The sequence below is a fragment of the Paraburkholderia sp. BR10954 genome (genome assembly GCF_040965775.1).
In the GTDB taxonomy this organism is placed as follows: Bacteria; Pseudomonadota; Gammaproteobacteria; order Burkholderiales; family Burkholderiaceae; genus Paraburkholderia; species Paraburkholderia youngii.
The window spans coordinates 1-24,626 of the sequence record NZ_JBFRCK010000003.1; the positions used below are offsets into that span (position 1 = coordinate 1).

Below are 24,626 nucleotides of genomic sequence, written 5' to 3' on the forward strand. Positions count from 1 at the left end.
GTGGCTGGTCGTCCTCTCAGACCAGCTACAGATCGTCGGCTTGGTAGGCCTTTACCCCACCAACTACCTAATCTGCCATCGGCCGCCCCTTGAGCGCGAGGTCCCGAAAGATCCCCCGCTTTCCTCCGCAGAGCGTATGCGGTATTAATCCGGCTTTCGCCGGGCTATCCCCCACTCCAGGACACGTTCCGATGTATTACTCACCCGTTCGCCACTCGCCACCAGACCGAAGTCCGTGCTGCCGTTCGACTTGCATGTGTAAGGCATGCCGCCAGCGTTCAATCTGAGCCAGGATCAAACTCTTCAGTTCAAACCTGTTACTGTTTTCGGGCTCTTTCGAACCCGGTCGCTCACTCAACGTACTGACGATGATCAATCCGTCTTTCGACAGATAAACCTTCCTCTAATACTGTGTGAGGCTTCTGATACTTGTGCCTTGCAGCAGATCCATACGGATCCACCGCCGCATTCCGCATCAAGCGCCCACACTTATCGGCTGTTAGTTTTTAAAGATCGATCCGCCCAACCCGCAGCACCTGAACCACCACCCGGCACCGCTTCGTTTGCGTCGCTGCGTCTGCAGCAGAGAAGCGAGATTATGGAGAGCGGTCCGCGCCGCGTCAATACCCTTCTCACAAATTATTTTAAAAAGTTGAAGAGCTTAAAAATTGAGCAGCGCCGCGTACAACTTGAATTAGTTAGGCGTCCAATTGGATTCCCCTAGGCGCCGCGTCGAGTGGAGTTGCGAAAAGCCGTTAAGCAGCTTTTCCACAGAAAATGTTCGCAAGGCTGTGGATAACCGCTCCACAACCGCGCCAAGTACTTGATCCAAAACCATTCTCGCGCGTTGCGCGCGAAGCGTCGCCGCTTGCGCGGCCACGCGTCACCGTCCTATTCAGGCGGACTTCATCGTCACCCGCGCATTCGTACGCATAAAAGCACTGCGCTCGACCATCGCGCCGAACAACAGCCCGATCGTCGTCCACATGACCACCTGCATGCCGATCGCCGCGACGCGGAACTTCCACAGCAGCACGGCCGGGAACGTGGCCGGCACTTCATTGATGACCGGCATCGACAGTTGTACGGCCGCGATGATCACGACGAATACGAGCCCCGCGACGATCGAGCCGTTCCATGCACCCAGCTTCGCCGCCGCGCGGCGCCGCACCTTCAGTGAAAACACCATCGTCGCGAGCGAAATCGCGATCATCAGAAAGAACAGGCCCGTGCGCGCGCCGATCGTGTCCGGATCACCGACCGACGGCGGATTGGCCGGATACTTGATATTCGGCACGACCACGATGGCGATGAACGCGCCAAGCGCGAGCCACGCGGACAGCGCGCGCACGCTCAACGAACCCGCGCGTCCATACGCATAAGCAAACACCAGCGAGAACAGACCGCCGAATGCCGCGCCATACGTGACCACGCCAGTCAGCAGGCCGAGGCCAGCCTGCGTCTCACGGCTCACGATTTCGGGCTCGGGCGCCTCGCCGCGCGCGGCGGCCGCTTTCTCTTCGAATGAAATCGCCTGATCGACCTGTGGTTCACCGACGATTCGCGCGAACGCGAACGTGAGCAAGCCCGCGACGATGCCCGCGAGCATCCCGCGCACCAACAATTTACCTACCATGTTGAACTCCGTTAGTGGCAGGGAAAGCCAAGCAGATGGCGGCCGTCGTGCACGAACTCATGCACGTACATGCCAGGCACGAGCGACGTCGCACCCTGTTCCGCACCAACGAAGTAAAGCGCGAACAACAGCAGCAAGCCGCCGAACACGACCCACGGCAGCAGTTCACGCAAGGGAATGGGAGTGGGCTGGACCGCCGGTTGCGCGGCGCGATCGAAAACAGCTTTGGTCATGATGGACATCTCCTGGGGTAACGCGCCCCGATAGTCGATTGCAGAGGAATGGTGCGAAGCTCAGGTCTGGCTTTCGGCTCTTGTGGATTGCAAGGCCGATTACAGTGGCGCGACCGCGCCGGGCTCTCACCGGCTTCCGTGCTTCGCAGTGTCGGTATTCTACGCGCTAAACTGCGGCTTCCGCGACGGCGAGGGCTACGCCGCAACGCGCAACGCACGCCGCGAGCCCGTCAAGCCACGCAGGCAAGTGCGAATGAGGCGCTAACGCAAAGAATGGATACGCGACTATTACTGGTGAGCCATGCGGCAACGGCCGCGCAGCGCGCGGGCCGCTTCCCCGCCGACGATCCGCTCGACGCGCGCGGCCGCGCCGAAGCCGAAGCGGCGCGCGCCCGTCTCGCGCTTCCGGCCGACGCCACCGTATTCACCAGCCCCGCCGCCAGCGCCCGCGAAACGGTCGCCGCGCTCGGTCTGAGCGCCACGCCTGCCGACGCATTGGCGGATATCGACTATGGCAAATGGCGCGGCCAGCGCCTCGCGGACATTGCCGACGAAGCCCCCCGCGAACTCGCCGCCTGGACGCGCGAGCCCGACGCAGCACCGCCCGGGGGTGAATCGTTCGATCGAGTCGTGCGGCGGGTCGGAGAGTGGCTCGACGCGCAACAGGCAGACGTACGCTCATGCAACGCGGTCAACGAAGCAGGCTTCGCGGCCTCTGCACACGGTCGAACCATCGTCGCGATCACCCACGCAACGCTTCTGCGAGCGGCAATCGTGCATGCCCTCGGCGCATCGCCAACCGTGTTCTGTCGCATCGAGATCACGCCGCTGTCGGTCGTCGATTTGCGCCACTCGCGACGCGGCTGGTCATGGTGGCCGGCCGCCACCGCCTGAACGGAACCGCCGCTTACCTGCCCGATACCACGAGCCGCAAGCGGTTCGCCCCCTCGGGAGTCAGCGTGATTTCGGTGCGTCGATCCTTCGCGCCGAGATAAAAGTGCTGACGTCCCGGCGAATTCTGATCGTGCGTTGCATCGGGCAGGCACGACGCGATGTCGGCCGCGACCGCTTCCAATGCATCCCCGTTCGAGCCCGCCGCCTGATGCGGTGTCCAAGTGCACCGGAAACTACGATGCGCGGCTGAACATTGCGCGTCGTCGCCATAGGGTTGCGCGACGCCTTTGCCGTCGTCGGGCGTCAGCGAGGTGAAGCCGTCCGGCGCCGCGGCGACGATCCGTTTGAGCGCGCCGCAAGGTCTGGGGCTGTCGTCGGCGGATGCGCCGACCGGCAGCAGCGCAACGAGCGATGCCGCGGTAAGCGTGATAGCGGAGAGTCGATAGGTTTTCATGTTGCGCGTGAAGCTTCCAGAGGGCTGCTGAAAAAAGCTCGCAGCGAGCCACCCTCAACAGCACGCTTCATGCCCATGCGCGCGAACCCCCACCACGCAGGCGGCGCAGGACGGCACACAAATTGCGTGGCGCCATACCGGCCGCAACATCACGCCGCTTCCGATCAAAGCCACTGCCGACGTCATTGCAACCATCATGTCGACTACCACCGCCGCCCCCACCCCCGCCCGCTTATTGTCGGGCATCGCAGGAATCGACGACATCCTCGGCGGTGGTCTTACGCCGAACCGCATGTACCTCGTAGAGGGTGCGCCAGGCACGGGCAAAACGACCCTGGCATTGCAATTCTTACTCAAGGGCCTCGACGAAGGGCAGACCGGTCTTTACGTCACGCTGTCCGAAACCCGTGCCGAACTGCTCGCGATCGGCGCGAGCCACGGCTGGGATCTGAGCCGCTTCAAGATACTCGAACAGCTGCCCGAAGAAGGGCTCGAACCGCAATACGAACAGAGCGTGCTGCACCCGGCCGAAGTCGAACTCGGCGAAAGCGTGCGCAACGTGATCGAACACGTCGACGAACTGAAACCCGCGCGCGTCGTGCTCGACAGCTTGTCAGAACTGCGTCTGCTGGCGGAGAACCCGTTGCGCTACCGTCGGCAGATTCTCGCGCTCAAGCACCATTTCTCGACGCGCGCATGCACGGTGCTGCTGCTCGACGACACGTCGGCCAGCGCCTCCGGCATTCAGCTTCACAGCATCGTGCACGGCGTGATCAGCCTCGACAACATTGCCCACGATTACGGCGGCAACCGCCGGCGTCTGCGCATCGCGAAGATGCGCGGCATCAAGTTCCGCGAGGGCTATCACGACTTCACGCTGAACACCGGCGGTCTGCGCGTCTATCCGCGCCTCGTCGCCGCCGAGCATCACCGCGAATTCGGCACGAGCCCGATGAGCACCGGCACGTCCGGCCTCGACGCGCTGCTCGGCGGCGGCCTCGTTCCCGGCACCAATTCGCTGATCATCGGCCCGTCGGGGGTCGGCAAAACCACCACCGTCGTGTCGTGCCTGCTTGCCGCGCTCGAACGCGGCGACCGCTGCGCGTACTACGTGTTCGACGAAACTCTCAGCACCCTGGTCACGCGCTGCGCGTCGCTCGGCATGGATCTCGCACCGCATGTCGACAGCGGCCTGCTGACGCTGCGCCAGATCGATCCCGCGGAAATTTCGCCGGGCGAGCTGTCGAGCGACGTGCGCAACGCGGTCGAAAACGAAGGTGTGCGCTATGTCGCGGTCGACAGCCTGAACGCCTATCTGCAGGCGATACCCGGCGAGCGCTTCCTGCTGCTGCACATGCACGAGCTGCTCGGCTATCTGAATCAGCAGGGCGTGGTCACGATGCTCGTGCTCGGGCAGCACGGCATCATCGGCGAGGTGCAGACCGAGGTCGACATCAGCTATCTGAGCGACGTGGTCGTGCTGTTCCGCTACTTCGAGCATCACGGCGAAGTGCTGACCGCGGTAACCGCCGTCAAGAGCCGCGCGAACGATCATGAACGCACGATCCGCCAGTTCCGCCTCGGCACCAAAGGCGTCGAGGTCGGCGAAGCGCTGCGTGACTTCGAGGGCGTGCTGTCGGGCCTGCCCTCGTATCGCGGCAGCACCGCGATGCTCGGTGCGGCGAATCTGATCGACACGTCGGGACAGTAAGCGATGGAGCAGCGCGTCCTCATCCTCGCACCGTTCGGCCGCGACGCCGAAGTGATCGCCGCTGTGCTGCACAACGACGCACGCGCCTGCGTGACCTGCGACGACGCCGACGCGCTCACCAGCGAGCTCGACGCCGGCGCGGGCACCGCGCTGCTCACCGAGGAAGCGCTCGCGAACGGCCACGGCTCGGGCCTCTTTGCGTGGCTCGAACGCCAGCCCGCATGGTCCGACTTCCCGTTCATCCTGCTCGCCGCGCGCAGCATCGGCCATCGCTCGACGCGCGGGCTCGAAGTGCTCGAACGGCTCGGCAACGTCGTCGTGCTCGAACGTCCGCTCAATTCGGAAACCTTGCGGCGCGCGGTCGCGTCATCGTTGCGCGCCCGCGGGCGGCAATATGAATCGCGACGGCTGCTTGCCGAGCGCATCGAGGCACAGGACGCGCTGGAGCAGCTGAACGATTCGCTGGAAAGCCGCATCGCCGCGCGCACGCACGAACTCGCGTCAGCCAACGACCGGCTGATGGCCGAGATCCACGAACGCGCGAAGGTGCAGGCCGTGCTCGTGCAATCGCAGAAGATGGAGGCGCTCGGCCAGCTGACTGGCGGCATCGCGCACGACTTCAACAATCTGCTGAACGTGATCATGGTGAACGCGGAACTGATCGCGCGCGTGAGCGGCGACGAACGCCTGCGCGGCATGGCCGCCACCGTCAAACGTGCGACCGAGCGCGGCGCGAAACTGACCGGCCAGCTGCTGACCTTCTCGCGCAACAGCAACCCGAATCTGAAAGCGATCGACGTGGTCGCGCTGCTGCAAGGCATGCGCGACATCATCGCGGTGTCGCTCGGCTCCAGCATCCGCTATGGCAACGACTTCGAGCGTAATGAAATGTGGACCCGGGCCGACGCGAATCAGCTCGAGCTCGCGGTGCTCAATCTCGCGATCAACGCTCGCGACGCGATGCCGGATGGCGGCCGCCTCGACATTCACGTGACCCTGCGCGATGCGCCCGACCAGACGCTGAAGCAAGGCCGCTACGTCGTGATCGAAGTCACCGATACCGGAGAAGGCATTCCGCCCGACGTCCTGTCGCGCGTGTTCGATCCGTTCTTCACGACCAAGCCTGTCGGCAAGGGCACGGGGCTCGGCCTGAGCCAGGTGTATGGCATCGCGAGGCAGGCGGGCGGCACCGCGCGCATCTTCAGCGAAGAAGGCACCGGCACCACGGTGCAGATCTGGCTGCCGATGCGCGAGCGGGTGCTCGCGCACAACGAAGCGGAGTCCGACGCGGAAGCGAACGCAGCCGGTGACAAGCACGTGCTCGTGGTCGAGGACGACAACGAGGTGCGCGCGATGCTCGTTGAATCGTTGCGCATGCTCGGCTATACGGTGACCGAGGCCGCCGACGGCCAGGCGGGCCTCGACCGCCTCGTCGACGATCATCCCGATCTGCTGATGGTCGACTTCGCGATGCCGGGCATGAACGGCATCGACGTGATCGCCGCGGCGCGCAAGCTGCGTGCCGATCTTCCGGTGATCCTCGCGACCGGTTATGCGGACGTGAACATTTCCGATCTCGCAGTCAAGCATTGCACGATCCTGCGCAAGCCGTTCCAGCTCGACGATCTGGCGCGCACGGTGCGGATCGGGCTGGTTGCGTGATTCGCACCGCAGACTGCTCCGGTTCGGCCACGATTTCCAAAATCAATAGTTTGCTAACGAATATTTTGGAAATACAATACCGGCCATGTCGAATCTCGATGCCTTGCGCCGCACCGTCAGCAGCACGCTGGTCGTCGCCGCCAGAAAGTGGCGGCGCACGAGTCACGGTGTGCTCGCGGCCTTCAACGTCTCCGAAGCGTGCGCGACACCGCTTCTGACCGCAAGCCGGCTCGGCTCGGCGGTGCGTCAGGTCACGCTCGCCGATCACATCGGCATCGAGGGGCCATCGCTCGTGCGGCTGCTCGACCAGTTGTGCGCGGCCGGCCTGATGCGCCGTGACGAAGACCCCGAAGACCGCCGCGCGAAGACCGTCGCCCTGACCGACGAAGGCCGCGCCGTCACCGCGAAGATGGAAGAAGAGCTGGTCACGCTGCGCGCGCAGGCGCTCAAAGGTGTATCGCGCGACGATCTCGAAGCCGCGCTGCGCGTGCTCGCCGCATTCACGACCGATGCCGCCGCACGTGCCGAACCAGGCGGCGGCGAGCCCGAGCCGGCCAAAGGCGAGGCGCTTGCCCGCAAGGTCAAACGGACGAGCGGCAAAAACGCGGCGAAACCGGCTGACAAATCACGCGGCACCGTCAAGGCGCGCAAGCCCACCAGACGCGGCGCGCGAGCCAGCGCGCCGCACAACGCCGATTCCGCGTAACGGCTTATGGTCTATCCCACTCTCCGCGACTGGCTGTTCTCCGTCAAGACGTTCGCCGCGGCCATGCTCGCGCTCTACATCGGCCTCGCGTTCCAACTGCCGCGGCCGTACTGGGCGATGGCCACCGTCTACATCGTGTCGAACCCGTTCGTCGGCGCGACCCGCTCGAAGGCGATCTATCGTGCGCTGGGCACGGTGCTCGGCGCGTCGGGCGCGGTGCTGCTGGTGCCGCCGTTCGTCGAATCGCCGTACCTGTTCAGCGTGATCGTCGCAGCGTGGACCGGCACGATGCTGTACCTCGCGGTATCGGACCGCACCGCTCGCAGCTACGTGTTCATGCTGGCCGCCTATACGATGCCGATCATCGCGCTGCCATCGGTGACGAATCCGACCGGCGTGTTCGATCTCGCCGTGAGCCGGACCGAGGAGATCATTCTCGGCATCGTCTGCGCGAGCATCGTCGGCAGCGCGGTGTTTCCGAGCCGGCTCGCGCCGACGATCATCGAGCGCACCGACGCATGGTTTCGCGACGCCGCGTTCTACGCGACCGAAACGCTATCGGGCCGCATCGCAAGCTCGGCGATTTCCGGCGCGCGGCAACGGCTCGCGAGCACGATCAACGGTCTCGAACTGCTGCTGAGCCAGCTCGCATACGACCACACGCGGCCCGACGTGCTCGCGCGCGCGCATGAACTGCGCGGCCGCATGCAGTTGCTGCTGCCGATCATGTCGTCGCTCGCCGATCCGCTGCTCGCGCTCTACAACAACGGCCCGCAACACTGGCCCGAAGGGCTGCAGACGCTGATCGACGACGTCATCAACTGGTTCGAGCAACCGCTGCCCGAGCCGAGCGAGGGCTATCACGCGGACGAAACCGCCAACGCGCTGCGCGCGCGCATCGCCGCGATGCGCCCGCCCGCCGCCGCGCTCGCGCATTGGGACGGCGCGCTGCTGTCGAATGCGCTGTGGCGCCTGGGGCAAGTGATCGACGTGTGGCAGGACTGCCGCTCGCTGCGCATCATCATCACGCGCGAGGAAGGTTCGTGGCGGCCGCATTTCCGTCACTGGCGGCTCGGCGGCACCGAGCGCTTCTACGATCGCGGCATGATGCTGTTCGCGTCGCTGTCGGCGGGCGCGGCCGTGGTGCTCGCGTGCGCGCTGTGGATCGGCTCGGGCTGGAACGACGGCGCGAGCGCGGTCACGCTGGCGGCAGTGGCCTGCTGCTTCTTCGCCGCGCTCGACGAGCCCGCGCCGTTCGTGTTCCGCTTCTTCGTCGCGACGGGCGTCGCCGTCGTGGCCGCGGGCCTCTATCTGTTCGTCGTGCTGCCGCAGGTGCACGACTTCGCGATGCTGGTGATCCTGTTCGCCGGGCCGTTCATTCTGGTCGGCACGCTCATTCCACGCCCGCAGTTCAACATGGTGACGGTGCTGGTCGCGGTGAACACGGCCACCTTCATCAGCATTCAGGACGCTTACGACGCGAACTTCCTGACGTTCCTGAACGCCAACCTCGCGGGCCTTTCCGGCCTGCTCTACGCCTATCTGTGGACCCGCGTGACGCGCCCGTTCGGCGCCGAGCTGGCCGCGGCGCGCCTGTTGCGCTCGAGCTGGGCCGACGTCGCGCTGACCGCATCCACGCGGCCGATCGAAGATCCGCGCAACCTCGCCGCGCGCATGCTCGACCGGTTGATGCAATTGATCCCGCGCCTCGCGGCCACCGACGATTACCGCCATCCGTCGATCGAAAGCTTCCGCGACCTGCGCATCGCGTTCAACGCGCTCGATCTGCGCCGCCTCACACGCAAGCTCGGCGGCGAAGCGGCCGGCGCGATTGAGCATGTGCTGGATGGAGTGCGTACATACTACGAGAGCTGCGTCGCTCGACGCCACCGCGAGCCGGTACCGGACAGCCTGATGTCGTTGATCGACGCGGCCGTCGCGCGCGTCACCGCGCAGGGGCTCGCCAACGCCGCGGCGCCGACCGAGACCTCGCAAACCTCGGCGCGTCAGTTGCGCGATGCGCTGCACGCGCTGGTCGGCTTGCGTCTTTCGCTGTTTCCGGCGACCCTCACGAAACCAACGCCGACCGAACCGGAGGCCGCCGCGTGATGTACCCATTCTTGCGCCACCGCTCGTACCCGCTGGCGCGCCCCGTCCCCCCTTTTCCCAGCTCCCGCGATGATCGGTGAAATCGATATTTTCGGCGTGTTCGTACCGTCCGTGCTGGTCCTGATGTTGATCGCGTATCTGATCAACCTCGGCATTCGCACCGTGCTCGATTACGCCGGGTTTTACCGCTTCGTCTGGCATCGCTCCGTCTTCGATCTCGGCATCTATGTGCTGGTGCTGGGCCTTGTCGTCGTCGTTTCGCACAGACTAATAACGTGAAAAAAACCTGGTTCTCCGTGGGTCAGATCCTGCTGACCCTGATCGTCGTGGTGGTCGCGGCATTCGTGCTGTGGAAACTCGTCAACTACTACTTGTTCGCGCCGTGGACCCGCGACGGCCACGTACGCGCCGACGTGATCCAGGTCGCCCCCGACGTGTCGGGACTGATTTCGTCGGTCGAGGTCATGGACAACCAGCAGGTCAAGCAGGGCCAGGTGCTGTTCAGGATCGACCAGGCGCGCTACACGCTCGCTTTGCGTCAGGCCGAGGCAACCGCGCAGCAGCGCCGCGCGACGCTCGATCAGGCGCGCCGCGAATATGCGCGCAACCGCCAGCTCGGCAATCTCGTGGCCGCCGAAGTGCTCGAAGAAAGCCGTTCGCGCGTCGACGCGGGCGAAGCCGCGCTGGCCGACGCGAACGTCGCGATCGACACCGCGAAGCTGAACCTCGAACGTTCGACGATCAAAAGCCCGGTCGACGGCTATCTGAACGACCGCGCGCCGCGCGCCGGCGAATTCGTCGCGGCGGGCCGCGCGGTGGTCGCGGTGGTCGACATGCATTCGTTCCGCGTCGACGGCTACTTCGAGGAGACCAAGCTGCGCGGCATCGACATCGGCCAGCCGGTCGACATCATCGTGATGGGCGAGCCGAAGCCGCTGCGCGGGCACGTGCAGAGCATCGTCGCCGGCATCGAAGACCGCGACCGCACGCAAAGCGCCAATCTGCTGCCGAACGTGAACCCGGCGTTCAGCTGGGTGCGGCTCGCGCAGCGCATTCCGGTGCGCGTCGCGCTCGATGAAGTGCCCGCTGATTTTCGCCTGATCGCGGGGCGGACCGCGACGGTGTCGGTGCGTGACCTGTCGCCGGTCAGGACCCGAGCCGTGTCGGGCACGGGCGGCGCATCTGGCTCGGTCGCCGCTTCGGCTGCGCCGGTGGCGCCGGGTTCGTCGGTGGGCTCCGGGTCGGCCGGGGCAACGGCCACCGCAGCATCGGGCGCGTCGCAATGAAGTTCGTGCGTACCTTGTCCTCGCTGGCGCCGCGCTTGCCGCTGCTGCCACTGCTGCCGTTATTGCCGCTCACCTTCGCGCTGAACGGCTGCATCAATGTCGGGCCGAACTACACGCTGCCGAAACAGGCGCTCGTCAATGCGCCGCTCGCCACCGGAGCGATCGAGGGCGCCGATCCCACGCTGACGTCGAACCTCAATACGCCGACCGTCTGGTGGAAGCTGTACGACGATCCGGTGCTGAACGGTCTGGTCGAACAGGCGTTGAAATCGAATACCGATCTGCGCGTCGCGGCCGCGAATCTCGCGCGCTCGCGCGAAGCGCTGGGCGTGGCGCAGGCGCAGGGCGGCTTCTCGGGCAACGCGTCGGTGGCGATCCAGCGCGCGCAGGAATCGGCCGAGCAATTCCTGCTGTTCGAGAAACTGCCGGTCGCCAATCTGGGTGACATGGGCATCAACGTCTCGTACGAAATCGATCTGTTCGGCAAGCTTCGCCGCGGCGTCGAAGCGGCGGCGGCGGACACCGAAGCCGTGGAAGCCGCGGGCGACCTCGCGCGCATCACCGTCGTCGCGGACGTGGTGCGCTCGTACGTCGAACAATGCTCGGCGGCGGAGGAATTGCACATCGCGCAGCAATCGCTCGCGTTGCAGAAGCAGCGCGTGGATCTGTCGCGCCGTCTGCGCGACGCGGGCCGCGGCAACCAGACCGCGGTCACGAGCGGCCAGACCCAGGTCGAGACGCTGACGGCCGACATTCCGCGCTACACCGCGCGCCGCAAGATCGCGCAATACCGGCTCGCAATGCTGCTGGCGCAGTCACCGTCCCAGTTGCCGCCGGCCGTGCTCGCGTGCGACCGGCTGCCGCAAATCCACCAGCCGATTCCGATCGGCGACGGCGCCGGGCTGCTGCGGCGGCGCCCGGATGTGCACGAAGCCGAGCGTCAGCTCGCGGCGTCGACGGCGCGCATCGGCGTCGCGACCGGCGCGCTTTACCCGAGCATCAGCATCGGCGCGTCGGCGGGCTTCACCGGCATTCTGGAAGACATTCCCACCCAGCCGACGGCGCGTTGGGGCTTCGGTCCGCTGATCAGCTGGAACTTCCCGGCCAATGGCGCGCGGCAGCGGGTCCGCGAAGCCGAAGCGTCGAGCCAGGTCGCGCTCGCGAAGTTCGACGGCGTGGTGCTGGGCGCTCTGCGTGAAACCGAGACCAACCTCGCGACCTACGCGTCCGATTACGCACGCGCCGAAGCGCTGCGCGCGGCGCTGAAGTCGGCCGCGCAATCGGCGGATGAAACGCATCGTCTGTATCGCGCGGGGCGCGAGTCGTTCATCGCCGACCTCGACGCGACGCGCACGCTGACGTCCGCGAAGTCGCAGCTCGCGGCGGCGGAAGGCCAGGTGGCGGTCGATCAGGTCAATCTGTTCCTGTCGCTGGGCGGCGGGTGGGAGGTCGGCGGGCAAAGCACGCCGGGAGAAACGCGGCCGCGGTTGCAGGCAACACCTGTGGCGGGCAAGCCGAGCGCGAAGTCGGGAGCGTCGGGCGCCGCGACTGCGAAAGCGCCTTGATCGGTCGTCTTACGATTTATTTTTGACAAGCTTTCTTTTCGCTTTCTTTTTCGGTTAAATACGTGACACCACTTCAACTACGGGGTCTCGTATGTCGCCATTCATGCAGGGCGTAGTCACATTGGGCGGATGCATCGGTATCTTCACCGCGGTGGTGACGGTGGTCGAAATGTTTGCGCGTTGAGTTGGGCGGGCGGCGCTCCGCAAGAGCGGCTCAGCTCTTGCGCGCCTTGGCCGCCGCCTGATGTATCGCCGCCCGCACCCGCGGATACGTGCCGCAACGGCACACCACCGGCGTCATCGCCTCGTCGATGTCGGCATCGGTCGGATCGGGCTTGTGCTTCAGCAACGCGCAAGCCGCCATTAATTGCGCGCTCTGGCAATAACCGCACTGCACCACATCGAGTTCGAGCCACGCGGTCTTCAGCGCCTGCGCCTCGCGTCCCTGCAAACCCTCGATCGTCGTGATCTTCTGCGTATGCAGGCTCGACATCGGCGTCTGGCAAGAGAGGCACGCGGCATCATCGAGATTGATCGTGCATGCGCCGCAGATGCCCACGCCGCAGCCGAACTTGGTGCCGGTCATGCCGAGATCGCAGCGCAGTACCCATAGCAGCGGCATGTCCGGGTCGGCATTGACCAGCACTCTGCGTCCGTTGATGTTCAGTACCGCCATGCCCGCCTCCTGAGTCGCCACGCTGCATCGCAAGCTGTTGCCTGTCCGCCGTCCGTCATGCAAGCCGCAACGGCAGCGCCCGCAAACGCTGCCCCGTCAGCGCGAACACCGCATTGCCCACCGCCGGCGCGATCGGCGGCACGCCCGGCTCGCCGACACCTTGCGGATGCAGTTGGCTCGGCATGATGTCGACTTCGATCGCCGGGCACACATTCATCCGCACGACCGGAAAGTCCACGAAGTTCTGCTGCTGCACCTGGCCGTTGACGATCGTGATCTCGTTCTGCAACGCGCTCGACAGCCCAAACACGATGCCGCCTTCCATCTGCTGACGGATCAGGTTTGGGTTCACCGGTAAGCCGCAATCGATCACGCAAACCACGCGATGCACGCGAATCTGCCGGTTCGCCCCGATCGACACCTCCGCGACCTGCGCCACGACGCTGCCGAATGCCTCGTGCAACGCGACGCCACGGGCGCAGCGCGCGCCATCGGCGGCGGGTTTGAGCGGACGCCCCCAGTCCGATAACTTCTCGACACGCTTCAGGACCGCCAGATGACGCGGATGCTGGGCGAGCAGCATCGCGCGAAACGCGATCGGGTCCTGGCCGGCCGCGGCGGCGGCTTCGTCGGTGAAGCTCTCGGTGAAGAAGGCCTGATGCGAGTGGCCGACCGAGCGCCAGAAGCCGATCGGCACCGGCAATTCGATGATCTTGTGCGACACACGCGCGGCCGGCCACTCGTACGGTTGATCGAACGCGCCTTCGCAGGTGGTCTTGTCGATCGGAATGCGGGGCATGCCGTAGTAGCGCGCGAGCGCATCCGGCACGATCGCCTGGCCCGCCGACTTCGCGTGCCACGCGACCAGCTTGCCCTGTTCGTCGAAGCCGGCCTGCAGCCATGCCGCGCACGCGGGCCGGTAGAAGTCGTGCGTGAAATCCTGCTGGCGCGACCAGATGGTCTGCACCGGACGGCCATCGGCCTCGCGCGCGATCGCCGCCGCCTGCGCGACGAAATCGAGTTCGAGGCGCCGGCCGAACGCGCCGCCCAACAACTGCGTCTGCACATCGACGAGATCGACGTCGAGGTCGAGCACTTTCGCCGCATGGTGCCGCGCGAGCCGCGGCATTTGCGTCGATACCCAGACGGTCGCCGCGCCGTCGGCGACCTGCACCGTGCAGTTCAGCGGCTCGACCGCGCCATGCGCGAGGTAGGGCGCGTGATAGACCGCTTCGATCTTGCGCGCCGCGCGGCTCATCGCGTTGTCGACGTTGCCGATGACGTAATACACGTGACCGTCCGTATGGTCGAGCGCGTCGACGAGGTGGCGATCCACCTCCGTGCTCGACAGCTTCGCGGCCTCGCCGTGATGCCAGCTCACGTTGATCGCGTCGACCGCGTTCATCGCGTGAAACGCATTGTCCGCGATCACGGCTACGCCGCCGGTGCCGCCCGCATACGGCCGCACGGCGAGCGCCTTGATGAAGCCCGGCATCTTTTGCGCGGGCGTCGCGTCGAAATGCGCGACCGTGCCGCCGAGCGTCGGGCACATCACGACGCTCGCATAGACCAGGCCGTTCGGCAGCACGTCGATGCCGAAGCGCGCCGCGCCGTCGATTTTCGACGCGGCTTCGATGCGCCGTACGGGCTGGCCGATCAGCTTGAAGTCGGCGGGCCGCTTCAGGACGACGCTGCGCGGCAGCGGCTGGCCCGAGGCCACCGACGACAACTCGCCGAACGTCGCCTTATGTCCCCGCGGATGCAGCACGTAGCCCTGTTCCGCGCGGCATTCGCGGACCGGCACGTCCCAGCGCTCGGCCGCCGCCCCGATCAGCATCACGCGCGCCGACGCGCCGGCCTCGCGCATCGGCGTCCAGAGATCGTTCATGCTCGACGAGCCGCCCGTCATCATCGTGCCGATCTCACGCACCGCCTTGCTCGTAATCCACACGGTGCCGCGCCGGATATAGCTGTCGTCGTCCGGGCGAAACGGCAGATCGTCGACGATGCTCTGCACCGCGTTGTAGATCCGGTCGATCGGCGCCTCTTCGACGTGCACCTGCGACCAGTCGGCGTCGAGCTCTTCGGCGAGCAGCATCGCAAGCCCCGTATGGATGCCCTGCCCCATCTCGGCCTTCGGCACCATGATCGTCACACGGTTATCGGTGTCGATCTTGACCCAGCCGTTCAGCGCGACCTGCGTGCCTTGCGTCGGCAGCGGCGTCGACGTCATCAGGCGCTGGCGCGGCGGCAGCACGCCCCAGCCGACCAGCAGCCCGCCCAACGCACTGGCGCCGCCAAGCAGAAAGGTTCTGCGCGTCAACATGGCATGACTCGCTCGGCTGGCTCGATGATAGGAAAGCGGCGACAGCGCTGATGCACCCGTCTTTGACTGCGAATAGTAATAAGACGAATCGGCGTGCGTGAGACTTAAATGCGCGCGTGAACCTGAAGCGGCCGTGCGGCGTGGAAAGGCGGGGACTGAAAGCGGCGGGGGAAAGTCGTGGGGTGTTTCATTAACTGCTGTCGCGCGGGCCGCGGTGTGCGAGCGTGATTAAAACCGCTGGCACACCGCGAACCTTGCGCTTTGCTTCAATCAGGCGATCATGCGACCGGATCAACGGCGGTTCGAACCCGAGACCACATCGATCCATACGGCCAGCACGAGGATGCCGCCCTTCACGATCATCTGCCAGTATGCGTCGACGTCGAGCATCGACATGCCGTTGTCGAGGCTCGCCATCACCAGCGCGCCGATCAGCGCGCCGTACACGGTGCCGGAGCCGCCGCGCATCGACGTGCCGCCGATGAAGCACGCGGCGATCGCATCGAGCTCGCCCATCGAGCCGGCCGACGGCGAACCGGCCGCGAGCCGCGCCGTGTTGACGATGCCGGCGAACGCGCACATCAGCCCCATCAGCGCGAAGATCGCAAGCTTCACGCGGTCGGTGTTGACACCCGAGAGCCGCGTCGCTTCGAGATTCGAGCCGACCGCGTAGATGCGGCGTCCGAACACGGTCTGCGTCGCGATCCACGTGAAGATGCCGAGCAGCGCGAGCAGCAGCAACACCGGCACCGGAATTCCGCCGTAGTTGTCGAGCATCGCGACGAAGCCGGCGAGAATCGCGCCCGCGCCGACCACCTTCGCGACGTCCTGCCAGAACGGCACGACGCGCAACTGATAACGCTGCCGGTTGGCGCGCTGGCGGATCGTCAGGAAGGCCAGCAGCACGAACAGCACGACGGCGAGCGTGTCCCCGGCGAGCCGCGGCAGATAGCCCTGGCCGACGAACACGAAGCTGTCTGACACCGGCGCGATCGTCGACCCGCCGGTAATACCGAGCAGAATGCCGCGATACGCAAGCATGCCGCCGAGCCCGACGATAAACGACGGCACGCGCCGATACGTCGACCACCAGCCGTTGAACAAGCCGACCACGATGCCGAGCAACAGCACGACCGGAATCGTCACGCCGATCGGCCAGTGCCGGTTCACGTCGAGAATCGCCGCGACGCCGCCGAGCAAGCCGAGGAGTGAGCCGACCGACAGGTCGATTTCACCGGCGATGATCACGAACACCATGCCGCACGCCAGCATGCCGGTAATCGACATCTGCCGCAGCAGATTCGACAGGTTGCGTGGCGTGACGAACGCGCCGTGCGTGAGCGCCGAAAAGAAAATCCAGATCACGGCCACGGCAATCAGCAGCGCGAGAATCTTGTAGCGCGCGAACAGTTGCTGGAGCCGTTGAGTGCCGCCGAATGTGTCTCGCGGCGCGGCGTTGTCGGTGCGTTGGGAAGTTACGTCGGGAGTCATGCGGCACTCGCTGCGGTTGAGTTCGTAGATAGATGCACGGGGCGGATCGCGGCGCCGAGAATGTCTTCCTGCGTGAGGCCGTCGTTGACGAAGTCGCCGCGCAACTCGCCTTCGCCGATCACCAGCACACGGTCGCTGATGCCGAGCACTTCCGGCAATTCGGACGACACCATCACGATCGACATGCCGCGATGCGCCAGCTGGAAGATCAGCTTGTAGATCTCGTACTTGGCGCCGACATCGACGCCGCGCGTCGGTTCGTCGAGGATCAGCACGGTCGGGTTGGTCAGCAGCATGCGCGTGAGCACGGCCTTCTGCTGATTGCCGCCCGACAGACTTGCAATCGATAGCATCGGATTCGCCGCGCGCACGGAAAGCCGCTTCATTTCCGTATGAATCGTGTCGAGTTCGGCTGCGGAATCGATGCGTCCGCCCGACGCGAAACGCTGCAATACCGCAAGCGTGATGTTATGGCCGACGCTCATGCCCGGCACGATGCCGTGGCGTTTGCGGTCCTCGGGCACCATCGCGATGCCGGCGCGAATCGCGTCGATCGGCGCGCGGATCTTCAGCGGCTTGCCGTCGAGCACGACATGTGCCTCGCTGATGCCCGCATACGCGCCGAAGATCGCCTGCATCAGCTCGGTGCGGCCCGCGCCGACGAGGCCGGCGACGCCGAGAATCTCGCCGCGTCGCAACGAGAACGACACGTCGTCAACGCGCTTGCGGCGCGGATTCGTCACGTCGAAACACGTGACGTTGCGGGCTTCGAAGATCACGTCGCCGATCGGATGCGGCTCGCGCGGAAACAGATTCTTGATCTCGCGGCCGACCATCAGCGCGATGATCCGCTCGGTCGTCAGCGCGTGCATCGGCTCGGTCGCGACATGGCGGCCGTCGCGAATCACGCTGATCGTGTCGCAGACTGCCGCGACTTCGTCGAGCTTGTGCGAGATATACACGCAGGCAATGCCGCGCCGTTTCAGATCGCGAACGATGTCGAGCAGAATCGCGATTTCCGAGGCGGTCAGCGACGACGACGGTTCGTCGAGAATCAGCAGCTTCGCGCGCTTGTTCAGCGCCTTCGCGATTTCGATCAGCTGTTGATGGCCGCCGCCGTAGTTCATCACGGGCTGCGCGGCGTTGATGCCGCTGATGCCGAGTTCGCGCAGCAGTTCGTCGGCGCGCTGATACATCGCCGCGTAATTCATGCGGCCGCCCGGCAGCGTGATTTCGTTGCCGAGAAAGATGTTTTCCGCGACCGACAGCTCCGGCACGAGCATCAGTTCCTGGTGGATAATGATGATGCCCGCGCGTTCGGTGTCGCGTACGCTCGCGGCCTTCAGCGTCTCGCCTTCCCAGGTTATTTCGCCATCCCAGGTTCCATGCGGATACACGCCGGACAGTACCTTCATCAGCGTCGATTTGCCGGCGCCGTTTTCGCCGCACAGGCCCACGCATTCGCCCGGCGATACGGTCAGATCGATGCCATCGAGCGCCTTCACGCCGGAAAAAGCTTTGACGATGCCGCGCATCGTCAGAAGAGGTTGCGTCATTCGCTATGCCTCGCTGCAAGTTGGGCCGATGTTCGAGCACGCTCCCGGGCGCGATGGCCCGGGAGCGTGGCGTTCACATCGCACCCGTCTCAGTGTTATTTGCTCGCGAGTTGCTCTTGCGTGTAGAAGCCGTCCTTCACGACGGTGTCGAGGTTCGCCTTCGTCAGCTTGGTCGGCTGCAGCAGCACCGTATCGACCTTCTTCTTGCCGTTGTCGTACTGCGCGTTGAACGCCGGCTTGTCACCCTTCGCCAGCGCGACCGACAGCTTCGCCGCTTCGCCCGCGATCAGCTTCAGCGGTTTGTAGACGGTCATCGTCTGCGTGCCGGCAGCCACGCGCTTCACAGCCGCGAGGTCGGCATCCTGACCCGAGATAGGTACCTTGCCCGCGAGGCCTTGCGCCGCGAGCGCCTGGATCGCGCCGCCAGCGGTGCCGTCGTTCGACGCGACGACTGCGTCGATCTTGTTGTTGTTCGCGGTCAGTGCGTCTTCCATGATGCGCAGCGCGGTCGATGCGCTCCACTCCGGCACCCACTGCTGGCCGACGACCTTGATGTCACCCTTGTCGATCGCCGGTTGCAGCACCTTCAGCTGACCCTGGCGCAGCATCTTCGCGTTGTTGTCGGTCGGTGCGCCGCCGAGCAGGAAGTAGTTGCCCTTCGGCCGCGCGTCGTAGACGCCCTGCGCCTGCATTTCGCCGACCTTCTCGTTGTCGAACGAGATGTAGGCGTCGATATCGGCGTCGAGGATCAGGCGGTCATACGACACGACCTTGATGCCCGCTTTGCGTGCTTCGGCCACCACGTTGCCGAGCGTCTTCGAGTTGAACGGCACGATCACGATTACGTCGACGCCACGCGAGATCAGATTTTCGATCTGCGAGATCTGACGCTCTTCGCTCGCATCGGCCGATTGTACGGACACCTTCGCGCCGAGCTTTTCCGCCGCGGCGACGAAATAGTCGCGATCGCGCGACCAGCGCTCGACGCGCAGATCGTCGATGCAGAAGCCGATTTCCGGATGATCCTTGCTGGCGTGCGCGAGCGGGGCGGCGAGCGACAGGCTGGCGAGTACCGCGCCGCACAGCAGCGAGCTCAGTACGTTACGACGCATTGCGAACTTCATTTTTGTCTCCTTCGTTAGTGATCGCCGGAATACCGGACGTATCGGTCTGCGCTGCGAGCCGCAGACTCGGACAAGCTACAACCCACAGCTTGCTGGTGCGCGCGGTCCACGTGGCCGCGCAATCTTTATTCAACGTCCGCTATAAATCGCCTGATTTACGATGTTTTCCATCTGTTCCTGCTGCCCGCTCACATGCCGCGGATTCAGATCGCGCGCCAGCGTGTCCTCCGCAAGCGTCGACAGCGAATACTCGCCGGACAGGATCTTGCGGCCGAATTCGCCATCCCAACCCGCGTAGCGTTGCCGCTTGAACTGTTCGAGGCGCTCGTTTTCGACCAGCACCGCCGCGCGTTCGAGGCCGAGCGCGAGGTTGTCGATCGCGCCGATGTGGCCATAAAACAGGTCTTCGGGATCGACACTCTGGCGCCGCAATTTCGCATCGAAGTTCATGCCGCCGGTCGTGAAGCCGCCGTGGCGCAGAATCTCGTAGAAGGCCAGCGTCAGTTCCTCGACGCTATTGGGGAATTGGTCGGTATCCCAACCGTTTTGCGGATCGCCACGATTCGCATCGATGCTGCCGAAGATGCCGAGCGCAAACGCGGTCGCAATTTCGTGATGGAACGAGTGGCCCGCGAGCGTCGCATGATTGGCCTCGATGTTGACGCGGATCTCCTTGTCGAGACCGTGCTGCAGCAGGAAGCCATGCACGGTTGCGACGTCGTAGTCGTATTGATGCTTGGTCGGCTCCTGCGGCTTCGGCTCGATCAGCAGGGTGCCCTTGAAACCGATCTGATGCTTGTGCTCGACCACCATGTGCAGGAAGCGCGCGAACTGCTCGCGCTCGCGCACGAGGTCGGTGTTCAGCAGCGTGTCGTAGCCTTCACGTCCGCCCCACAACACGTAGTTCTCACCGCCGAGGCGCAGCGTCGCGTCGAGCGCATGACGCACCTGGGTCGCCGCAAAGGCGAACACCTCCGGATTCGGATTGGTCGCGGCACCGGCCGCGTAACGCGGATGCGAAAACAGATTCGCGGTGCCCCACAGCAATTTGATACCGGTATCCTGCTGCTTGCGCGCAAGGTAGTCGGACACGCGCAGGAAGCTCTCGCTGTATTCCTTGACGCTCGCGCCTTCGGGCGCGACGTCGGTATCGTGGAACGTGTAGTACGGCGTGCCGAGCTTCGAGAAGAATTCGAACGCGGCGTCAGCCTTCTGAAGCGCCCGCTCCATTGCGTCGCCGGGTTGCTGCCACGGCCGCCGGAACGTGCCCTGACCGAAGATATCGACGCCCGGCCAGACGAACGAGTGCCAATAGCACACGGCGATACGCAGATGCTCCTCGAGCGTCTTGCCGAGTACCTTCCTGGTTTTGTCGTAGTGACGGTACGCGAGCGGGTTGTCCGATTGCGGGCCTTCGTAACGAATCTCGGGAATGTGTTCGAAGTAGGACATCGGCGTCTCCAGTTGGCCCGAGTTGCCGCAAAGCGACTACTCGGGTCCCATGAAAGGTTTTCTTTGCATTCTTCGCCGCGACCCGCGCGGTTTGGCCGTGCAGGCCGACGAGGTGACGCCATGCTGCCGCTTGCACGATGTGCCGGCAATTGCGAAATTTCGCAGCGCGCTTGATGTTTCTTACCGCCGGCGCGTTTGTTTACTGCCGGCGCGCGATTCGACGCCTAGAATAGCCAGACGCTTAAAAACGGAGTTGCCCCAGGCACCCGACACAATGGAGACAAAGGCGCGTGGTCCATCGTCCGCACGCCGCACACCGCCATGACCCGTCCACAAGCACCTCAGACAACCCATCGGATCGCGCTGCTGTTCAACGCGAACAAGGTCTACGATCGCGAGATCATCACGGGTATCGGCAACTACCTGCTGTCGACCCGTGTCGCATGGGATCTCTTCCTCGAAGAGGACTTCCGCTGCCGGCTCGCCGGTATCCAGCGCTTCGACGGCGACGGCATCATCGCGGACTTCGACGATCCCGCCGTCGGCGAAGCCCTGCGCGACTGCCCGCTGCCGGTGGTCGCGGTCGGTTCGTCGTACGAGGATCCGACGCAGTACCCCTCGGATTTACCCTATATCGCGACCGACAACAGCAAGCTCGTGTCGCTCGCGTACACACATCTGATCGGCGCGGGCCTCGAAAACTTCGCGCTGTACAGCCTGCCGCAGGCGCAGGAAAACCGTTGGGCGCAACAGCGCGAACTCGCCTTCGCGCATCTGCGCAGCGCGGACGGACACAGCGCGGCGCAGATCGATAGCGAAATCTATCGCGGTCTGTCGACGAGCGCGCCGTCCTGGAACCAGGCGATCGAACAGCTGACCACGTGGCTGCGGCAACTGCCCAAGCCGGTCGGCATCATCGCGGTGACCGACGCGCGTGCACGGCATTTGCTCCAGGCCTGTCTGATCGCGGGCATTCCGGTGCCCGAGGAAGTCGCGATCATCGGCATCGACAACGATCCGCTCACGCGCACGCTGACGCGCATTCCGCTGTCGTCGGTGATTCAGGGCACTGAGGAAATGGGCCGTACCGCCGCGCACCTCCTGCATCAGATGCTGCACGGCGCGCGCTTTCCGGGGCGCCGCATTCTGGTGCCGCCGGTCGGCATCAACGTGCTCGAATCGACGCGGCATCAGCCGCTCGCGAGTCCGTACGTGATGCGCGCGCGCCATTTCATCCGCCAGTACGCGTGCCAAGGCATCCGCACCGAGCAGGTGGCCGACTATGTGGGCGTTTCGCGTTCGTCGCTCGAAGAGTATTTCCGGCGCGAGCGGCAATGCACCGTGCATCAGGAGATCCTGCGCCACAAGCTCGACGTCGCGAAGTCGCTGCTGGCGAAACGCGATGCGTCGAGTGCGGAAGTCGCGATTCGTTGCGGCTTCACGTCGCTGCAATACATGTACGCGGTATTTCGCCGCGAACTCGGCTGCACGCCGCGCGAATACCAGGAGCGCGTGGGCCCGAAGACGAAAACCACTGGCTGAGCATGCTTTTCTATTTTTTCTTCGCACTGTGACCACATGATCAGCATCGCACAACTCTCTTCCGAAACGTGGGGCACGCTGCAGGGCGGCGATCGAGTCCGGCTCTATACGCTGCGTAACGCACACGGCATGAAAGTCGCCATCAGCGACCTCGGTGCGACGCTGGTTTCGTGGCACGCGCCGGATCGCGCCGGACGTCTCGGCGATATTCTGCTCGGCCACGACACGCCCGCCGAATACGTGGCGGCCTCGACCTACATGGGCGGACTGATCGGCCGCTGGGCGAATCGCATTGCGGGCGCGCGCTTTGCGCTCGACGGCATCGAGTACACGCTGGATCGCAACGAAGGTCCGAACCTGCTGCACGGCGGCACGGTCGGTTTTCATCGCGCGTTATGGGACGTCGCCGAGGACGACGGCGCGTTGCTGATGCGCCTGGAGTCGCCCGAAGGCGATGCCGGTTTCCCGGGCAACGTGACGGTGCAGGTGCGCTATTCGCTCGACGACGACGGCACGCTGACGATCGGCTACGAAGCGATCACCGACGCGCCGACGCCGCTCAATCTGACCAGCCATCCGTACTTCAACCTGACTGGGCGCGCGGGCACCGACATTCGCGGCCACGTGCTGTCGATCGACGCCGAGCGCTTTTTCGAAGTCGACGCGACGATGATTCCGTGCAAGCTCGCCGACGTCGCGGGCAACGCATTCGACTTCCGGCAGAGCGCGCCGATCGGCGGACGGCTCGACTGGCCGCACTCGCAACTCGCGCGCGCTGGCGGCTTCGATCATTGCTACGTGCTGCGCGAGGCGCCGGCAGACGCGATAAACGGCAACGATGGCCACGCGCTGCCGCTGCGCGAAGTTGCCTGCGCATACGATCCAGGCAGCGGACGCGAACTGACCGTCGCGACCGATCAGCGGGGCTTGCAGTTTTACACGGGCAACGCGTTGAACGGCAACCCGGGACGCGGGGGCGTTCGCTATCAACGGCACGCCGGCTTGTGCCTCGAGGCGGGCGGTTTTCCGAACGAGGTCAATATGACGGGCCACGACGAAGTGATCGTGCGACCCGGCGATACCTACCGCCAGGTCACGACTTACCGCGTCGATGTACGCGAAGGTGTGTGACTGGATTTGCGGGCGCTTTTCCGGTGTTTTACGAACACCGCGACGGCCAGATTACAGTTCGCCGACTAGCCGTTCTCTGCAATACTGAATTAGTCGACTAGTGGTTTTCCCGAAGTACGCACCCTTCTAGACTGTTTTTATGGCACCGGCATCCCTGCGGCGCCGGATACACAACTACGGAGGGAAACATCATGAAATCGCTTATCCAGGCAGTTGCGCTTACCGCCGTGATCGCTGCTGCGCCGGTCGCGTCGTTCGCACAATCGGAACAGCCGGTCACGCGAGCCGAAGTCAAAGCGGAAGTGCAGCAACTCGAACAGAATGGCTATAACCCGGCCATCTCGCTCGATGCCCAGTATCCCGCGGACATTCAGGCGGCCGAGGCACGTGTCGCCGCGATGAAAGGGAACGGACAAGCCAATACCTCGGGATACGGGTCGCCGATGGGCGGATCGTCGCAATCGGGCCATCATCCGATGGTAGTCAATCCGGACGGTCAATAACGAGTCGCAAACGTGTTGCGAAAGTCCGCAGCGAGGAAAGATTCGTGAGTTAGCGGCTTTTCCGTCTTGGCGATTTTCGCCGTTTTGTACCGATATGAAGCGAGCGCATGTTTTCAACACATGCGCTCGCTTTTCTGCTTATACGCGGCCCCACGAACCGTACCGCTAATTCCCACGCCGCCGCGGATTCAGCCAGACCGTGCCTGCGGGCATTCCGTCTGATACCAGATGTTCACCTGACGCTGCGCGCGCTCGAGACTCGCCGGATAGTCAGGATCGAAGCGTCGTTCAGGGTGGTAGCCTGCTTGCTGCAGCGCTGTCAGTTCGCTCATGCTCCGCTGATGCGTGGCCGGCGCCTTGTTCTTGAGGTCGGTCAGGTCCTGGCATTGCGTTGCACTCAGATGGGTTTGCGCGCCGCCGTTCCCGCCGCCCGCGGCGCAGCCAACGAGCGTGAGCACCAACACGGCAGGGATCGACCGTATCCGCGTCGCGATGTTCATGTCGCGCCTCCGTTTCGTTATCGGCATTTTGAATTATTCGCAACGCCCGCGAAACTCGCCACCAATTTC

At 64.6% G+C, this 24,626-nt stretch carries 21 protein-coding genes, 1 rRNA gene and 1 riboswitch; of the genes, 11 read left to right on the forward strand and 11 right to left on the reverse strand.

Annotated features, from left to right (window positions below; all coding sequences use genetic code 11):
- The 3 genes from AB4Y34_RS05050 to AB4Y34_RS05060 all read right to left on the reverse strand — a co-directional run.
- Nucleotides 1–310 (reverse strand): 16S ribosomal RNA (locus tag AB4Y34_RS05050); the annotation flags it as partial.
- 585 nt (nt 311–895) lie between these two features.
- Nucleotides 896–1,636 (reverse strand): CbtA family protein, encoded by a 741-nt coding sequence (locus tag AB4Y34_RS05055; protein WP_176378949.1) that lies wholly within the window; start codon nt 1,634–1,636, stop codon nt 896–898.
- An 11-nt stretch (nt 1,637–1,647) separates the two neighbouring features.
- Complete coding sequence (locus AB4Y34_RS05060) at nt 1,648–1,869, reverse strand: CbtB-domain containing protein (protein ID WP_176378948.1); 222 nt, start codon at nt 1,867–1,869, stop codon at nt 1,648–1,650.
- A 40-nt stretch (nt 1,870–1,909) separates the two neighbouring features.
- Nucleotides 1,910–2,065: riboswitch (cobalamin riboswitch) on the reverse strand.
- A gap of 77 nt (nt 2,066–2,142) precedes the next feature.
- Between AB4Y34_RS05060 and AB4Y34_RS05065 the strand changes: the two genes are divergently transcribed.
- Nucleotides 2,143–2,763, forward strand: coding sequence for a histidine phosphatase family protein (locus tag AB4Y34_RS05065; RefSeq protein WP_368715434.1), 621 nt, complete (start codon nt 2,143–2,145; stop codon nt 2,761–2,763).
- 13 nt (nt 2,764–2,776) lie between these two features.
- Here AB4Y34_RS05065 and AB4Y34_RS05070 read toward each other — a convergent pair whose 3' ends face one another.
- Nucleotides 2,777–3,217: a hypothetical protein gene (locus tag AB4Y34_RS05070; RefSeq protein ID WP_176378946.1), complete on the reverse strand. Its 441-nt coding sequence runs from the start codon at nt 3,215–3,217 to the stop codon at nt 2,777–2,779.
- A 196-nt stretch (nt 3,218–3,413) separates the two neighbouring features.
- On the opposite strand from AB4Y34_RS05070, the gene AB4Y34_RS05075 reads away from it, so the two are divergent.
- The 7 genes from AB4Y34_RS05075 (at nt 3,414) to AB4Y34_RS05105 (ending at nt 12,256) form a co-directional block, all read left to right on the forward strand.
- Nucleotides 3,414–4,928: an ATPase domain-containing protein gene (locus AB4Y34_RS05075; RefSeq protein WP_368715435.1), complete on the forward strand. Its 1,515-nt coding sequence runs from the start codon at nt 3,414–3,416 to the stop codon at nt 4,926–4,928.
- A 3-nt stretch (nt 4,929–4,931) separates the two neighbouring features.
- Nucleotides 4,932–6,590, forward strand: coding sequence for an ATP-binding protein (locus AB4Y34_RS05080; protein WP_368715436.1), 1,659 nt, complete (start codon nt 4,932–4,934; stop codon nt 6,588–6,590).
- Between the two features lie 85 nt (nt 6,591–6,675).
- Nucleotides 6,676–7,296: a MarR family winged helix-turn-helix transcriptional regulator gene (locus tag AB4Y34_RS05085; protein ID WP_368715437.1), complete on the forward strand. Its 621-nt coding sequence runs from the start codon at nt 6,676–6,678 to the stop codon at nt 7,294–7,296.
- A 6-nt stretch (nt 7,297–7,302) separates the two neighbouring features.
- A complete protein-coding gene (locus AB4Y34_RS05090; RefSeq protein ID WP_368715438.1) occupies nt 7,303–9,405 on the forward strand; it encodes an FUSC family protein in 2,103 nt (700 codons plus the stop codon).
- Between the two features lie 69 nt (nt 9,406–9,474).
- The gene (locus AB4Y34_RS05095) at nt 9,475–9,684 is read left to right on the forward strand and encodes a DUF1656 domain-containing protein (RefSeq protein WP_176123222.1); all 210 of its coding nucleotides are present in this window, start codon (nt 9,475–9,477) and stop codon (nt 9,682–9,684) included.
- Nucleotides 9,681–10,691: an HlyD family secretion protein gene (locus tag AB4Y34_RS05100; RefSeq protein ID WP_176123223.1), complete on the forward strand. Its 1,011-nt coding sequence runs from the start codon at nt 9,681–9,683 to the stop codon at nt 10,689–10,691. Before AB4Y34_RS05095 ends, AB4Y34_RS05100 begins: the two co-directional genes overlap by 4 nt.
- Nucleotides 10,688–12,256, forward strand: coding sequence for an efflux transporter outer membrane subunit (locus tag AB4Y34_RS05105; protein WP_368715439.1), 1,569 nt, complete (start codon nt 10,688–10,690; stop codon nt 12,254–12,256). Before AB4Y34_RS05100 ends, AB4Y34_RS05105 begins: the two co-directional genes overlap by 4 nt.
- A 214-nt stretch (nt 12,257–12,470) precedes the next feature.
- Here AB4Y34_RS05105 and AB4Y34_RS05110 read toward each other — a convergent pair whose 3' ends face one another.
- The 6 genes from AB4Y34_RS05110 to xylA all read right to left on the reverse strand — a co-directional run bounded on the left by AB4Y34_RS05110 (nt 12,471) and on the right by xylA (nt 20,881).
- A complete protein-coding gene (locus AB4Y34_RS05110; RefSeq protein WP_368715440.1) occupies nt 12,471–12,932 on the reverse strand; it encodes a (2Fe-2S)-binding protein in 462 nt (153 codons plus the stop codon).
- Between the two features lie 55 nt (nt 12,933–12,987).
- The gene (locus AB4Y34_RS05115) at nt 12,988–15,258 is read right to left on the reverse strand and encodes a molybdopterin cofactor-binding domain-containing protein (RefSeq protein ID WP_368715441.1); all 2,271 of its coding nucleotides are present in this window, start codon (nt 15,256–15,258) and stop codon (nt 12,988–12,990) included.
- Nucleotides 15,259–15,549: 291 nt separating this feature from the next.
- Nucleotides 15,550–16,749, reverse strand: coding sequence for a sugar ABC transporter permease (locus AB4Y34_RS05120; protein WP_176378937.1), 1,200 nt, complete (start codon nt 16,747–16,749; stop codon nt 15,550–15,552).
- Nucleotides 16,746–18,305, reverse strand: a complete 1,560-nt coding sequence (gene xylG / locus AB4Y34_RS05125; protein WP_368715442.1) for a D-xylose ABC transporter ATP-binding protein — start codon at nt 18,303–18,305, stop codon at nt 16,746–16,748. Before xylG ends, AB4Y34_RS05120 begins: the two co-directional genes overlap by 4 nt.
- A 95-nt stretch (nt 18,306–18,400) precedes the next feature.
- On the reverse strand, nt 18,401–19,429 hold the full coding sequence (gene xylF / locus AB4Y34_RS05130; RefSeq protein ID WP_176107254.1) for a D-xylose ABC transporter substrate-binding protein: 1,029 nt from the start codon (nt 19,427–19,429) through the stop codon (nt 18,401–18,403).
- 129 nt (nt 19,430–19,558) lie between these two features.
- Complete coding sequence (gene xylA / locus AB4Y34_RS05135) at nt 19,559–20,881, reverse strand: xylose isomerase (RefSeq protein ID WP_176378936.1); 1,323 nt, start codon at nt 20,879–20,881, stop codon at nt 19,559–19,561.
- Between the two features lie 321 nt (nt 20,882–21,202).
- Between xylA and AB4Y34_RS05140 the strand changes: the two genes are divergently transcribed.
- The 3 genes from AB4Y34_RS05140 to AB4Y34_RS05150 all read left to right on the forward strand — a co-directional run bounded on the left by AB4Y34_RS05140 (nt 21,203) and on the right by AB4Y34_RS05150 (nt 24,057).
- Entirely contained in the window at nt 21,203–22,423 is a 1,221-nt protein-coding gene (locus AB4Y34_RS05140; RefSeq protein WP_368715443.1) for a XylR family transcriptional regulator, read from the forward strand.
- A gap of 36 nt (nt 22,424–22,459) precedes the next feature.
- The gene (locus tag AB4Y34_RS05145; protein ID WP_368715444.1) at nt 22,460–23,554 is read left to right on the forward strand and encodes an aldose epimerase family protein; all 1,095 of its coding nucleotides are present in this window, start codon (nt 22,460–22,462) and stop codon (nt 23,552–23,554) included.
- A 191-nt stretch (nt 23,555–23,745) separates the two neighbouring features.
- Nucleotides 23,746–24,057 (forward strand): DUF4148 domain-containing protein, encoded by a 312-nt coding sequence (locus AB4Y34_RS05150; RefSeq protein ID WP_176378933.1) that lies wholly within the window; start codon nt 23,746–23,748, stop codon nt 24,055–24,057.
- Between the two features lie 188 nt (nt 24,058–24,245).
- Here AB4Y34_RS05150 and AB4Y34_RS05155 read toward each other — a convergent pair whose 3' ends face one another.
- On the reverse strand, nt 24,246–24,557 hold the full coding sequence (locus AB4Y34_RS05155) for a hypothetical protein (protein ID WP_176123231.1): 312 nt from the start codon (nt 24,555–24,557) through the stop codon (nt 24,246–24,248).
- Between the last annotated feature and the right edge of the window lie 69 nt (nt 24,558–24,626).